We start from the raw sequence: 13,745 nt of genomic DNA, 5'->3' as shown, positions 1-13,745 counted from the left end.
CATTTGGGGCCTCCCCAAAACGTACGTGGACCGCTCCGACCCCGCTTTGGGGCGTTTTCGCTCCCTTTTCGGAGCGACTGTTCACATTTGGGGCTGGTCTCGACTTGACACAGGCGCGGCGGGGCCATGCCCGCCGCCACCTTCCCTACTTGCCCGCCTGCTCCTGCACGAACTTCGCGAGCAGCGCCCGATCCTTCTCGGACAGCTTGTCCTTGAACGCGGGCATGTGCCCTTCGAGCTTCGGATCCATCGCGCCCTTCGGGTAGGTCGCGCCGCTGCCGGGATCATCGATCTGCGCGAGGATCCAAGGCACCGAGGCCCAGCCGCGCAGCTCCGGCGCGAGCGAGTCCTCGTCGTCCGTCTTGCCGTCGAACCGATGGCAGCTCGTGCATCGCTGGCTCACGAGCTTCTCGCCCGGCAACCCCTCGCCCTTCTTCCCTTGCGCTTGCACCGCGAGGAAGTCCGCGATCGCGTCGAGGTCCGCCGGCGCCATCGCCGTGAACGCCTTCGCTGCCTCGGGATCCGCGGGCGGCTTCGTCATGCTCGGCATCTCGCCCTTGAACGCGGTCTTGCCGAACATCGCATCGTGATCCGGCTCCTCCATCACCCGCTTCGCCCACGCCTTCGTGCCGAAGCCCGTCAGATCCGGCGCCGTGTCCTTGTCCTTCGGCGGCCCCAGATCCCCCATGCGATGGCAGCTCGCGCAGTGCTGCTCGAACAGCGCAACGCGGCGCGTCTCCGGGTGGTTGCGCAGCATCGCCAGCGCGCCCTCCGGCGGCACGCCTTCCTGCGCCAACGCCAGCGCCTTCGTTCCTTGCGCCTCGGCCTTCGCCACGGCCTTCCCGAACTCCGCGTCGGCTGCGTCCGTGCGCATCGACGCGAACGTGAGCACGCCTGCCGCCACCCCGAACAACCCCACCGGCGCGAGCAGCGGCAGCCGCTTCATCACGCCGCGATCCGCCTTCTTGTCGAGCAGCGGCAAGAGCACCAGGTACCCCGCCACGAGCCCTGGGATCACCACCGTCGCGATCAACTCCAGCTTGCCCGGGAAGGGCTTTCGCATCTCGTAGAGCGCGAGGAAGTACCACTCCGGCCGCGCCGGGTAGTCGCTCGTCGGATCCGCCGGCGCGTCGAGCGGCGCGCCGTGCCGCATCCACGTCAGCGCCCCGATCACGCCGAGCACGGCCACCGCCACGATCACGTCGCGCGCCGCTTGCGTCGGGAAGTACCGATCCGACTTCACCGCGTCCGCAGGCGTCGCGAGCGCCGGCCCGTGCTTGCGCGACAGCCACAGATGCTTCGCCGCGATCGCGCCGAGCAGGAACGGCAACACCACCGTGTGCAGCGTGTACAGACGCGACAGCGTCATGTGCCCCGGCGTGCCTCCGCCGAGCAAGAGCTGCTGCAAGACGCCGCCGACCACGGGCACCGTCCCGATGATCCCCGTCTCCACACGCAGACCCCAGAAGCCGCGTTGATCCCAGCGCAGCGGATTGCCCGTCAGCGCCGTGACCACGACGAGCCCCACCATCGCGAGCGAAAGCCAGTACGTCAGCTCCCGCGGCTTGCGGTACGCCCCGCGCGCGATCGCGTACCCCACGTGGATCACCGCGAGCACGATCGCCGCCTGCGCGCCGAACTGATGCAGCCCGCGCACGATCCAGCCCCCCGGCACCTTCTGCTGCAGGTACGCCACGCTCGCCCACGCCGTCGTCGCGCTCGGCGAATACACGGTCATGAGCAGCACGCCCGTCACCGCTTCCAGCAGCAGCACGATCCCGAGCGCCGCGCCCCACGCGTACGCGAAGCGCGCTCCGCCGGGGACGGTCGCTTCCACGAACTTCCGGGAGATCGCCCGGTAGCCCGTCCGTTCGTCGAGCCAATCGCCGAGCTTCACCCGACCTCCTTTCGCTCCGCGATCCCCTGGCGGAAGAGCTTGAAGTCCACCTCGACGTGCCCGTCCACGACGCGCACCACGAGCGGATCCATCCCGCGCGGGCTCGGCCCTGCCTCCGCCGCGCCCGCGAGCGAGAACTTCGACGTGTGGCAGGGACACGAGAAGCTCTTCTTGTCGCCGTTCAGATCGATCGAGCAGCCGAGGTGCGGACAAACCGCGCTGAGCGCCGTCACGCTCTCGCCCTTCTTCGTCACCCAGATCGAGCCGAGGAGCTGATCCTTCGTCACCGTGTACGCGTCGCGCTCGTCGCCGACGACCACGACCCGCCGCGGCTCACCCTCGGTCAGCTCGGCGAGACGACAAACCCGCATCCACCGCGCCGCGCCTGCGCCGCCTTCAGACGATGGGGCCAGCATGGTCACGGCCGGGACCACGATCGCGCCCGCGTAGGCCGCGCCGCCCAGCGCGACGAGCACCTTCAACGCGCCGCGACGGCTGCCGTCCACGCGCGAAGGTTCCTCGGGACGCTCGGCCCGCGGCGGCTCGCCGCCGAGGTCGTTTTGCATTGGCTCCGCCATCTCGTAGGCTCTCCCTCTCCGCCGCGCCCGTGCGCGGCTGACCGAGGATACCCGAGGGGAAGGCCACTTGACGCAGAACAGGAGCAAGTCCCGCGTCGCCTTGAGCAAGCTTCTGCCGTTCGCCCTGACCCTCGTCACGTCCGCGGCGTGCAAAACCACGCCCCCCAAAACCCCGACGTGTAACCCTCAAGACCTCTCCGGCTGCATCATCGAAGAGGTCGACGTCCTCGGCAACGACGAGATCCCCGACGCTGCCATCAAGGACCGCATCGCCACCGCGGAGAGCTCGCATCCGCTCGGCGGCGTCCTCCAGGGCATCCCCATCCTTGGCCTCAGCGACGTCCTGGCCGTCGAGTACGAGCGCTTCGACCGCTTCGTCCTCGAGCGCGACCTCGCCCGCATCGAGCGTTACTACCGCAGCCGCGGGTTTTACGAGGCGCACGTCGAGGCCGGCCGCGTCATGCGCCGCAAGTCCGACGGCAAGCTCCGCGTCGAGATCGTCGTCGACGAGGGCAAACCCGTGAACCTCCGCAAGGTCGACCTCGCCTGGGTCGACTGGCGCCTGCCCGACGCGGCCGACGTCACGCGCCCCGTCACCGAGGCGAAAAACGAGCTCCCCCTCGGCAAGCGCTTCGAGGAGGACAGCTACGAGGCCACGAAAAAGGCCATCACCCGCGTCCTCACCGAGCGCGGCTTCCCCTACGCGAACGTCCACGGCGACACCAAGGTCGACCTCATCGCCCACACCGCCGACGTCACGTACACCATCGAGCTCGGCCCCCAGGCCACCTTCGGCGACGTCCGCATCGTCGGCCTCGGCGAGCTCCCCGAAAAGCCGATCCGCGCGGCCCTCGGCTTCAAGAAGGGCGAACGCTTCTCCACCGCCACCCTCGCCTCCGCCGAGCGCGCCCTCGCCGACTTCGGCATCTTCGGCGCCATCGACGTCCGCCCCGAGCTCCCCCCGCCCGACAAGCCGCGCACGAACGTCGTACCCATCACGATCGTCGTCCAGCCCGCCGCGCTCCGCGCCGTCAAGCTCGGCTTCGGCGCCGAGGCCGGCGGCCGTGTCGAGGCGCACGGCATGGCGAGCTGGGAGGACCGCAACTTCCTCGGCGGCTTGCGCCGCTTCGCCATCGAGGCGCGCCCCGGCCTCGTGTTCTACCCGAACGCCCTCTACAACCTCTTCCTCGCGCGCCCGAGCTACATCCTCCCCGAGATCCGCCTCCGCTTCGAGCTCCGCCAGCCCGGCGTCTTCGAGCCCCGCACCCAGGCCGTCCTCCGCGGCGCGGCGAACATCTACCGCCCCCTCAACATCATCACGGCGCCCGCCCCTGGCACGCCCGAGGCCAAGGAGCCCGCGCTCGGCTACCGCGAGGCCGCCGTCACCCTCGGCCTCGAACGCCGCTTCGCCGACTTCACGCATTACCTCGGGCAGTTCATCCACGTGCAGTACGACGACCCGTTCCTGTACTGGCACGACGGCGTCCCCGAAGGCTTCACCCGCCTCGTGTTCACGTACCTCGAAACCGTGGGCACGCTCGATTTCCGCCAGAACGACCGCGGCGAGACCGACCGCATCACCCCACGCCGCGGCGTCTACCTGAACCTCAATGCGCAGCTCGCGGGCTACTTCCTCCCCGGCGACGCCAACGACGTCCGCCTACGCCCCGAGCTCCGTGCCTACGTGCCCGTCGCCAAACGCGTCACCCTCGCCTTCCGCCTGGCGGGCGGCTTCCTCATCCCGCGCTCGGACGACTTCCAGCAGACCCTCGACATCCTCGGCCCCAAGGCCCGCGACCGGAAGCGCCCCGACGAAAACGACGACGGCATCGTCGACGGCACGAACATCCCCCTCGACGAACTCCGCCGCTCCCTGCAGCTCCTGCAGTTCCGTGGTTTCTACAGCGGCGGCCCCAACTCGAACCGGGGCTACGTCTACAACGGCGTCGGCATGCACGCGAGCGTCCCGCTCCGCGACACGGCGCGCGGGGCCGTCCCTCCGTGGGCGCCGACGGGTGGCCTCACGTTGTGGGAGTCCGCGATCGAAGTGCGCCTCTCGTTCACCGAGAACCTCGGCGCGATCCTCTTCCTCGACGCGAGCGACGTCCGCCCTGGCCTCGCCGAGCTCGCCTTCGACCGCCCGCACATGTCCGCCGGCCTCGGCGTCCGGTATGCGACCCCGGTCGGCCCGGTCCGCGTGGACGTCGGCTACCGCATCCCGTGCGCCCAGCAGATCGGCATCTGCGACGAGGCCGCGCTTGGCTACGACGTCGGCTTGTTCGGATATACGGGCGGATTCCCGATCGTGACCACGATCGCGATCGGCGAGGCGTTTTAAGGCGGAAGGATCAGCCTTCTTCTTCTTCGACGCTCCACGTCGCGAGCGCCGTGATCCCGATGGCCGTCGCGCATTGCGCGCAGAGCGGGGGCTCCTCGTAGCGGACCTCGTCTCCGCGGGTCCACACGTACAGCCCTCGCCCGGCCGGCTCCCCTTCGATGGGCTCCGAGCAGGCGTCGCACCGGAGCTCCCCCGCATCCTCCGGCGTCATGTGCGCCTTGAGCGCCACATCGGCCAGCGAATCGATGGCCATGGAAAAAACCATGTTTCGCGGTTGCTCCATATGCCTCCCTCGGATCCAGCGACCGCCCGAATCTAGCTCAGGCTCTCGTCGGACGCACGTGCTCCGGAACGAGGGGGGGTGGACCAGGTGATTCCTGGATGGAGTTGAGGGAATCGCGGAGCTTGCGTGATCAGGCGGAGGGGGCTTCCACCGTCTCGGGCGCAGCCTTCTTCGGCTTTTCCTTCTTCGACCCGCCTTCGAGGCAGCTCTCGAGCAGGATCTCCGACACGTCGAGCTGACGTACGCTTTCTTCCTTCCCGTGCGCCTTCAGGCCGTCGGTGATCATCGTCTGGCAGAACGGGCACGCGGTCGCGATCGTCTTCGCCTCCGTCTGCAGGAGCTGGAGCGTGCGCTTCACGTTCACGCGGTCCTTGTTTTGCTCCTCCATCCAGAACTGCGCGCCGCCGGCGCCGCAGCACAGGCCCTTGTTGCGGTTCCAGCCCTCCGCCTCGACGAGCTCCACGCCCGGGATGCTCTTCAGGATGTCGCGCGGCTGCTCGTACACGTCGTTGTAACGGCCCAGGTAGCAGGAGTCGTGGAACACGACCTTGCCCTTCACCGGGGTCTTCGGCGAGAGCTTCCGCTCCGCCACGAGCCCGAGCAGGTAATCCGTGTGATGCACGACCTCGAACTTCGCGCCGAAGTCGGGGTATTCGTTCAGGATCGTATTGAAGCAGTGCGGGCAGGCCGTGATGATCTTCTTCACCCCGCCCTGGTCCTTGTAGCCGTTCAGCGTGGCCACGTTCTGCTCGGCCAGCATCGCGAACAGGTACTCGTTGCCCGCGCGCCGCGCCGGATCCCCCGTGCAGGTCTCCTCCTGCCCGAGGACCGCGAAGTCCACGCCCGCCTCCTTGAGCAGCCGCGCCGTCGCCCGCGCGATCTTCTTCGCCCGGTCGTCGTAGCTCGCCGCGCAGCCGACCCAGTAGAGGACCTCGGCCTTCGGGTTCTCCGACATCATCGGCACGTCGAGCCCCTCGGCCCAGTTCGCGCGATCCATGCGGGCGAGGTTCCAGGGGTTCCCGTTCACCTCCAGCGCCTGGAACGGACCGTTGAGCTGCGCCGGGAACTCGCCCTTCACGAGCACCAGGTGCCGCCGCATCTCCACGATCTTGTCGACGTAGCTGATCATCACGGGACACTGCTCTTCGCAGGCCCGGCACGTCGTGCAGGCCCAGAGCACGTCCGGGTGGATCACGTTCGCCACGAGATCCTTGCTCGCGTCCTCGACCTCGGCGCTCGGCTGCGCCTGCAAGCCTTCCGGCTCCGAACGGTAGGGCCCGACCTCGCCGTTGTCCTCGGTCGTCGCGTCGGGCCGCGCCAGCGCCGCGCCCACGCGATCGGCCTCGTGCTTCTGCGCGATGAGCACGCTGTCGTGGTCGTACAGGTGATCGCGCAGGTTGAGCGTGAGCTGCTTCGGCGAGAGCAGCTTGCCCGTCTTGTGGGCGGGGCAGTTGTCGGAGCAACGCCCGCACTCCGTGCACGTGTAGAAGTCGAGGATCGCCTTCCAGGTGAAGTCCTGGATCTTGTTCACGCCGACGGGCTCGGCCTTCGCGGGCTCCTCGGCCATCTTCATGACCATCTCGCCGATGGCCTCCGCGCTCGGCGCCATGAGCGGCAGCCGCCCGCGCGGCGTCACGTTGCGGAAGAAGACGTTGAAGCCCGCCGTGATGACGTGGAAGTGCTTCGAGTACGGAAGGATGTTCGCGAAGATCAGGACGAGCGACGCGTGCGTCCAGAAGCCGATCTTGGCGATCACGAGCAACGTATCGCGCGGTACGCCCGCGAGCAGGGTCGCGAAGAACGAGCCGGCCGGCGAGGGGAACGGCGCCCAGCCGAGCGCGTGCGTCGGCGCAGGCCCGAGCGGGGCCACGACCTTGCGCACGGCCTCGCAATACTCGGGCTCGAGGTTCCGCCCCGTACAGCCCGCGAGGCCCTTGTGGTGCAGGACCATGGAGGCGCCGTCGTAGAGCATGTCCGCCAGCATCATCGTCATGATGATGCCGAGGATCAGGATCGCCTCGCCCGACTTCGTCATGCGGGGGTCGACCTTGATCACGCGGAAGTACAGGAAGACGAGCGCGCCGACGATGACGAGCGACGCGATGATGTCCTTCAGGAACTCGTACGCGTGCCCGAGGGGCAGGCCGAGGAAGCCCTCGGGCCCCAGGATGAAGAGGTTGAACGACGGGTCGAACCCGCGGCCCCAGAGGATGAGCGACCGGGCCAGGAGCACCACGAAGCCCAGGAAGATGAGCATGTGGGCCGCGCCGGCGAGCCGGTAGTAATGCATCTTCTTCTGGGCCAGCGCGTAGATCACCGTGCCCTTCACGCGCTCCGGAACGTCGTCGAAGCGATCTTCCGACCGCCCGACCTGGAGCAACGACCACCGCCGGCCTGCGCTGTACGCGAAGGCCCCGGCCAGGCCGAAGATCATGAGAAACATCATGAGCGGATTCATGGCGCGCGTTCTCCCGGGGAAACGGCCCCTGTTGTAGGGGGCCGAGGTGCTGCGCGTCAACCCGAGCGATGCCGCGCGTCACGGGGGTTTGGGGGCGTAGCTGGGCTCGTCCTAGCGTAGCCCCCAAACGTCAACCGAATCGTTCACGAGATCAAAGTGTGAACTCGAACGACTTCTCTTCCGTGCCCGCGCCTGGCGCGAGCTCCACGACCATGCTGAACGGCCGCTGCCCCACACGCGCGCCGAGGCGCACCCGCACCGGCGCGGCCGCGCCGTTGAGCTTGTCGAGGCGGATCACCACGCGGTAACGACCGCGCTTCGGGTCCCCCTCGGCCAGGTAGACGTTCTCCACGTTCTGGCCCTGGCACTCGTTCTCCGACTGCGGACAATCGCGGTCCTTCACGAGGCCCGTCGAGGTCGGCTCCCCGACCCGCGCGAGCTCGCCGCCGACGTCGTAGACGTTCAGGTCCACGTCGGCCTCGGCGGCCTCCCACGCGATCACGAACTGCAAGATCCCCGTGTGCAGCCCGCACCCCTCGTCGATGACGCCGTTGCAGTTGTCGTCGCGAGCGTCGAAGCACGTCTCGATGCCCGTCGGCGTGCACGCGGTCTCGAGCACCACGCCCTCGCTCGCCTTCACGTCGACGACCTTGAGCGCGTCCTTCGCCGGCGGCGCCGGCACCTCGAGACACGCCGGCGCCGCGAGCACGAGCGCGAGCGCGGCGAGCAGACTCCGGGGCGTCAGAACGTGCCTGCGCATGAGACGCCGAGGCCGCCGAGCGGGCCGCAGGCGAACGAGCGGATGCCCGCGCCTTTCTGCGCCTGCGTCGTGGGCAGAGCTTCATCCTTGGGCTTCGCGGGCTCCTCCGGCATCGCGAAGATCGTCAGCACGACGCCGCCCGCGCCGAGCACGAGCGCGCTGATCCCGAGGCCGACGCTGAGGTTGCGCATCGTGTTCGCGTCGCGCCCGTCGGCCGCGATCACCTGACGATCGAGCTGGCAGAACGAAGCGTCCCCGCGGCTGCAGTTCGGCCCGTACATCTTCTCGTGGATCTCGATGTCGCGCGCGACGTTGTTGCGCAGGTGGGTCGACACGAGGCTCGCGCCGAGCGTCCCGAGCCCGAGCCCAGCGCCCACGCCCGTCGCCACCAGCCCGATCAGGCGTTGCTGCGGGATCCAGTTTTTCTGCGGCGGAGGTGGCGGAGGTGGCGGCGGCGGCGGCGGCGGCGCCTCTTTTTTGACCTCCTTCGGATCGATCGAGAGCTCGAGGGGCTTGCCGCCTTCGAGCTCGATCTCCTGCACCTCGTCCTCGTGGTCCGGCGCGCTCACGACGATCTTGTGCTTGCCGGGCGAAAGCCACAGCGGCTTCGCGAGCGGCAGATTCACGCCCGGCTGATCGTCCACCACGAGCTTCGCGCCGCTCACCTTCGACGTGACGTTGAGCACGCCGATGTGCACCATCGCCTTCGAGAGCTGCTCCTTGACGTCGGTCTTGTCCTCGTCGGACAGGGCCCCGACGTCCGAGACGAGCGCGGCTTCCATCGCCTCGGCCGCGGGCATCCACTTCTCGAGCGCGAGCAGCGAATAGCCGATCATGCGGACGATCTGCGCGCTCGGGTAGAGCGCCTTCGCCTGCTCGAAGAGGTTCAGCGCCTTGTCGAACTGGCCCGCGCGATACGCCGTGAGCCCCTCCGATGCGGCCTGGCGCGCGAGCTGGATCTGGGCCTGCGAGGTCTGCGCGTCCGACGCGTGCGAGGGCGCGGGCGCGGCGAGACCAACGAAGGCGACGAAGGCAAAGGCGAGCGAACGCCGGCAGAGCTCGTTCATCAGAACTTGATGTTACCGACCTTCGGCGCGACGGTACTAGAAGGCTTCGGTTTTACGGTGCCGGACTTCGTCGTCGCCGTGGTGGCGGCCACCGCGGCGGCCGTGGGCTTGGCCGTCGGCGCCGCCGTGGGCGCGGCGGAAGGCTCGGCCGTGGCCGCAACTTCGATCGCGAGATCGTCCTCGGGCTCGGCCGTAGCCGCGGGCTCGGCCGTCGGCGCGGCCGTGGCCGCGGGCTCGGTCGTCGGCGGCGGCGCGGCTGGGGGGGTTGGCGAAGGTGCGACCGGAGGCGGCGCCGGCTCGGCCGTCGTCGCGGCGGGCGGCGTCGTGGCCACGGTCTGCGCGGCGGGCGCGGTCCCCTCGGCCTTGCCCTTGAACACGAAATAAAGCCCCGCTGCGCCCGCGAGCCCCACCGCGATGAGCCCGCCCGCGAGGATCGCGCCGAGCTTCGACCTGGCCGGCTGCACCATCGCCCCGGCCTGCGTCGAGTAGAGCGGCGCGCCCGTCGTCCCCGGCGGGATCGACACGCGCGGGATGGGCGCGCCCGACTGCGACATGCCCATCGCCGCGAGCTGCGCGGCCGTCGCGCCTGCGTGCGAGAGCGCCGCGGGGTTTGGGGCGTAGCTCGGCTCGTCCGAGCGTAGCCCCATGCGTGGACCCGAGTTCACGCCGGGCGGCAGCGTCATCCCGGCTTGCGAGAGGCCGGCGGCGGGGATGCTCGTGCCCGGGATCGGCATGCCCGGCGGGATCGAGCCGCCCGCCACGCTCATGCCGTACATCGGCATGCCTTGCAGCGCCTGACGGACCTGCGCCGACGCGGAGAGATCCGACGGGTTCGGCATGTCGAGGCTCGTCGGCTGCGCCGCGTAGTTCACCTGCAGCGCCATGGCGAGGGCCTGGATCTGCTCGACCGCGTTCGGGTACCGCTGCTCGGCCTCCCGCGCGCAGGCCCGGGCAAACCACGCGTCGAAGCGCGGGCCGAGGTGCGGCGACATCGTGCTCGGCGGGACCATCGGCTCGTAGAGGATCTGCCCGATGAGCGCGGCCATGCCCTCGGCGGACCAGTAGTTTTTCCCGGTGAGCAGGCGGTAGGCGATGAGCCCGAGCGCCCAGAGATCCGCGGCCGGGCCGACCTTCGACGCCTGCCCGCGGGCCTGCTCGGGCGACATGTACCAGGGCGTGCCGAAGATCGCGCCGTCCTGCGTGAGCTCCTTGGCGTCGCTCTGATCGACGAGCTTGGCGATGCCGAAGTCGAGGATCTTCACGAGCGGCGTGCCGTCCTCGCGTTGCGTGACGATGAGGTTCGCCGGCTTGAGATCGCGGTGCACGATGCCGAGCGCGTGCGCCTTGTCGAGGACGCGCGCGACCTGCTTCAAGCACACGACGACCTCGCCCGCGGGCAGCGCGCCGCGTTGCTTCAGCTCCGAGCCGAGATCCCGGCCCTTGAGCAGCTCCATCACGATGAACGGCACGCCGCCGATCTCGGGCGCGACGTCGGCGTCGATGACGCGCACGACGTGCTCGCTGCCGATGCTGACGGGGGCGCGCGCCTCGGTGCGGAAGCGCTCGACGGCGCCGGGGTTGTTCGCGACCGACGGGTGCAGGAGCTTGAGCGCGCAGATCTCGCCCGTGTTGACGTGACGAACGGCGTACACCGCGCCCATGCCGCCGCGACCGATGAGCTTCTCGATGCGGTAGCGGCTCTGGATCACGAGCCCCGGCTGGAGATCCCCTTGCTGCGGGTTCACGGCCTCGCCGACATCGGCGGGCACGGCCGGCACGCCAGCGGCGGGGCGCGGCGCGGGCGCGGACGCACCTGCGGCGGGGCGAGGTTGCAGCGGCGCGGCGGGCGCGGGCGCGGCGGCTTCGAGGGGGCTCGGGAACGGCACCGTGGCGACGGCCGAGGGCAAGGGCGCATCCGCGAACACGGGCGGCGGCGGCGCGGGGTTTGCCGTGGGGCCGGGGTGCACGGGCATCGGCACCGTTCCCGTGGGCCTGGGAGGCGGCGCGGAAGGGCGCGCGATCGCGCCAGGTGCAGGGGGTGCCGCGCGAGGCGGCGCAGGCGGTTTCGGCGGCGCAGGCGGAGCAGGCACGAGGACTCCCGGACGATCGAAAACAGCCGACAATCGTCGTTCTGCACAGGCTATCGACTTTCGCCGGAAGGGGCAAGCGAGGTGGAAATGTCCCTGCGCGCTACCCCGCCGCCCCCTCGACCCCGAGCGCGTCCTCCCCGAGCGAAATCCCGTTCGCGAGGAGAATCTCCGCCGCGTGATCGATCGTCAGGATCATCGCGCGGGCATGCAGCGCACGGAGCTCGTCCTCGGAGAGATCCCCTTGCCGGCCCGACGTCGCGTGCTGGAGCAGGATCGCGCCCGTCACGCTCACGTTCAGGCTCTCCACGAACCCTCGCATCGGGACGCGGACGCTCCGCTTGCAGGCGGCGACGAGCTCCTCGTGGATGCCGTCGCGCTCGTTGCCGAGGACGAGGCAGACCTTCGGGATCGAACGAAGATCCTCGGGCGCGAGCTCGCCTTGCGGGTGGGTCGCGATGAGCTCGTGGCCGGACGCGGCGAGGGCGGCGAGGGACGCGGCGCTCGTGGGGTACGTGCGCACGTGGACCCATTGCTCGGAGCCGCGGGCGACCTCGCGGGCCGCGAGGAACGAGATGCCGCCGCGCTCGACGACGTGCAGGCGCTGGACGCCGAACGCGTCACACGACCGGAGGACAGCGGCGCCGTTGTGCGGGTCGTAGGGCGCGTCCATGAGCACGGTCACGGAGCCGAGACGGGAGGCGAAGACCGCGTCGAAGCGGGCCTTGCGCTCGGGCGTGAGGAAGGGGCCGAGCGCGCGCACGATCGCGGCGTGATCGAGGCTGGCGAGCCGGGCGAGCAGCCGCTTCTGCGCGAGCTCGACCTGGATGGCATGGGGGGTCCTGCGGCGCATCGCGGGGGCGGGGATAGCACGAGGGAGGCGAGGGCGGGAACAGGGGCGATCAGCCGGCGCGGGCCATCGCGAAGGCGATCCCGCTCTGGACCGTGCTGCGCGTGACGATGCCGCCGAGGTCGGCCTGGATCTCGACCAGCGTCTGCGCGACGTCGCGCCGGACGCCGGTGAGCACCACCTTCGCGCCGAGGAGCTGCACTGCGCGGGCGGCCCGGACGAGCGCGTCGGCCACCTCCGTGTCGACGACCGAGATCCCCGTGATGTCGAGGATGGCCGTGCGCGCGCGCCGCTCGGTGACGCCTCGGAGCAGCGTATCCATGACCTGCTGCACGCGCTGCGAGTCGAGCACGCCGATGAGCGGCATCACCACGATCTCGTCGGTGACGGGGATGAGCGGCGTCGACAGCGCGGAGAGCGCCGCCTCCTGCGCGTCGATCACCGCTTGCCTGCGTATCCCCTCGGCGAGCGCCTCCTCGGCGCGTTTGCGGTCGGTGACGTCGCGCGCGACGACGATCACCATGTCGTCGGACATCGGCGTGACGTTGGTGCTGAAGAAGATCTCCCGGCCGGCGGCCGGCATGCTGTATTCGAGGTGGACGAGCCCCTTCCGCTCCAGCGACGCGTGGACGTGGAACAGGAGGAAATCGGCCATCGCCGGCGGCATGACCTCGTGCAGCGTCTTGCCGAGGAGATCGCCGCTCGGCTTGTAGAGGAGATCCGCGCCGGTGGGCGCGATCTTGAGGTACCGCCCCTCCCGGTTCATGACGATCACCACGTCCGTCATGGCCGTGAACATGGCCCGCAGCTCCGCCTCGGCGGTGCGCGCTTCGGCGAGCGCCGTCTCGGCTGCGGCGAGCCGCGTACGCAGACGCTCCACCTCGGCGTGAAGCACGTCGGTTCCGTTCGGATCGGACTTATCCCCCATCCCTGCGTACCTGTCGCAGGTGCGGCGCGATGTCTAGAGCCGTGTCGCAGGGCTCGTCGACCTGCCTCCGAGGGTCATGGCTTTAGCTGCGCGCCGTCGCGGCGTGCAGCCGCTCGCGCGCGGCGATGTACGCCGTCTCCAACGACCACGACAAGCTGCGGTCCGTCGCCTGGGAGAACACGCGAACCTCGTCGAGCACGCGGCTCGGCACCGCGAGGGTCCGCTTGACCTTTCTGTCGGACGTCGGCGGCGTCGCCAGCGCCTTCGCGGACACCGGCACGAGCTGCGGGACCTCGATCGCCCCAGGGGGCTGGGCGTGCGGGGCCGGCAGGAAACGATCGGGGCCTGACGCGTCGACCGACCGCACGAAGAAGCCGCCGTGGAACTGGGACACGCGGGGCTCCTACGTCAGGTGGTGCCTTGTTTGCAACAGCGGCGCAGACCATGGCGGGCCTCCCCCGATACAAGCCGCCGAGGTGGTCACGACCCTCCCGCAACC

11 protein-coding genes are annotated in these 13,745 nt (G+C 69.9%); 1 reads left to right on the top strand and 10 read right to left on the bottom strand.

Features of this window, described 5'->3' with window-relative positions; all coding sequences use genetic code 11:
- Positions 1 to 145 precede the first annotated feature (145 nt).
- The gene (locus POL67_RS53495; protein WP_271916413.1) at positions 146 to 1,897 is read right to left on the bottom strand and encodes a cytochrome b N-terminal domain-containing protein; all 1,752 of its coding nucleotides are present in this window, start codon (positions 1,895 to 1,897) and stop codon (positions 146 to 148) included.
- Positions 1,894 to 2,463, bottom strand: a complete 570-nt coding sequence (locus tag POL67_RS07530) for a QcrA and Rieske domain-containing protein (RefSeq protein ID WP_271916412.1) — start codon at positions 2,461 to 2,463, stop codon at positions 1,894 to 1,896. The genes POL67_RS53495 and POL67_RS07530 overlap by 4 nt, the downstream gene beginning before the upstream one ends.
- 112 nt (positions 2,464 to 2,575) lie before the next feature.
- Between POL67_RS07530 and POL67_RS07525 the strand changes: the two genes are divergently transcribed.
- Entirely contained in the window at positions 2,576 to 4,813 is a 2,238-nt protein-coding gene (locus POL67_RS07525; protein WP_271916411.1) for an autotransporter assembly complex protein TamA, read from the top strand.
- 10 nt (positions 4,814 to 4,823) lie between these two features.
- On the opposite strand, the gene POL67_RS07520 is transcribed toward POL67_RS07525, so the two are convergent.
- The 8 genes from POL67_RS07520 to POL67_RS07485 form a co-directional block, all read right to left on the bottom strand.
- Positions 4,824 to 5,066: a hypothetical protein gene (locus POL67_RS07520; protein ID WP_271916410.1), complete on the bottom strand. Its 243-nt coding sequence runs from the start codon at positions 5,064 to 5,066 to the stop codon at positions 4,824 to 4,826.
- Positions 5,067 to 5,226: 160 nt separating this feature from the next.
- Complete coding sequence (locus POL67_RS07515) at positions 5,227 to 7,554, bottom strand: (Fe-S)-binding protein (RefSeq protein ID WP_271916409.1); 2,328 nt, start codon at positions 7,552 to 7,554, stop codon at positions 5,227 to 5,229.
- Positions 7,555 to 7,705: 151 nt separating this feature from the next.
- A complete protein-coding gene (locus POL67_RS07510; RefSeq protein ID WP_271916408.1) occupies positions 7,706 to 8,314 on the bottom strand; it encodes a hypothetical protein in 609 nt (202 codons plus the stop codon).
- On the bottom strand, positions 8,296 to 9,381 hold the full coding sequence (locus POL67_RS07505) for a tetratricopeptide repeat protein (RefSeq protein WP_271916407.1): 1,086 nt from the start codon (positions 9,379 to 9,381) through the stop codon (positions 8,296 to 8,298). Before POL67_RS07505 ends, POL67_RS07510 begins: the two co-directional genes overlap by 19 nt.
- The gene (locus POL67_RS07500) at positions 9,381 to 11,354 is read right to left on the bottom strand and encodes a serine/threonine protein kinase (RefSeq protein WP_271916405.1); all 1,974 of its coding nucleotides are present in this window, start codon (positions 11,352 to 11,354) and stop codon (positions 9,381 to 9,383) included. Before POL67_RS07500 ends, POL67_RS07505 begins: the two co-directional genes overlap by 1 nt.
- 217 nt (positions 11,355 to 11,571) lie before the next feature.
- Entirely contained in the window at positions 11,572 to 12,321 is a 750-nt protein-coding gene (locus POL67_RS07495) for a TrmH family RNA methyltransferase (protein WP_271916404.1), read from the bottom strand.
- A gap of 49 nt (positions 12,322 to 12,370) precedes the next feature.
- Positions 12,371 to 13,246, bottom strand: a complete 876-nt coding sequence (locus POL67_RS07490) for an STAS domain-containing protein (RefSeq protein ID WP_271916403.1) — start codon at positions 13,244 to 13,246, stop codon at positions 12,371 to 12,373.
- An 82-nt stretch (positions 13,247 to 13,328) separates the two neighbouring features.
- Positions 13,329 to 13,640: a hypothetical protein gene (locus POL67_RS07485; protein WP_271916402.1), complete on the bottom strand. Its 312-nt coding sequence runs from the start codon at positions 13,638 to 13,640 to the stop codon at positions 13,329 to 13,331.
- Between the last annotated feature and the right edge of the window lie 105 nt (positions 13,641 to 13,745).

The organism is Polyangium mundeleinium, from assembly GCF_028369105.1.
Taxonomy (GTDB): Bacteria; Myxococcota_A; Polyangia; order Polyangiales; family Polyangiaceae; genus Polyangium; species Polyangium mundeleinium.
Note: the sequence above shows the minus strand (reverse complement) of the source record. Positions and strands in the feature narration are given on the sequence as shown.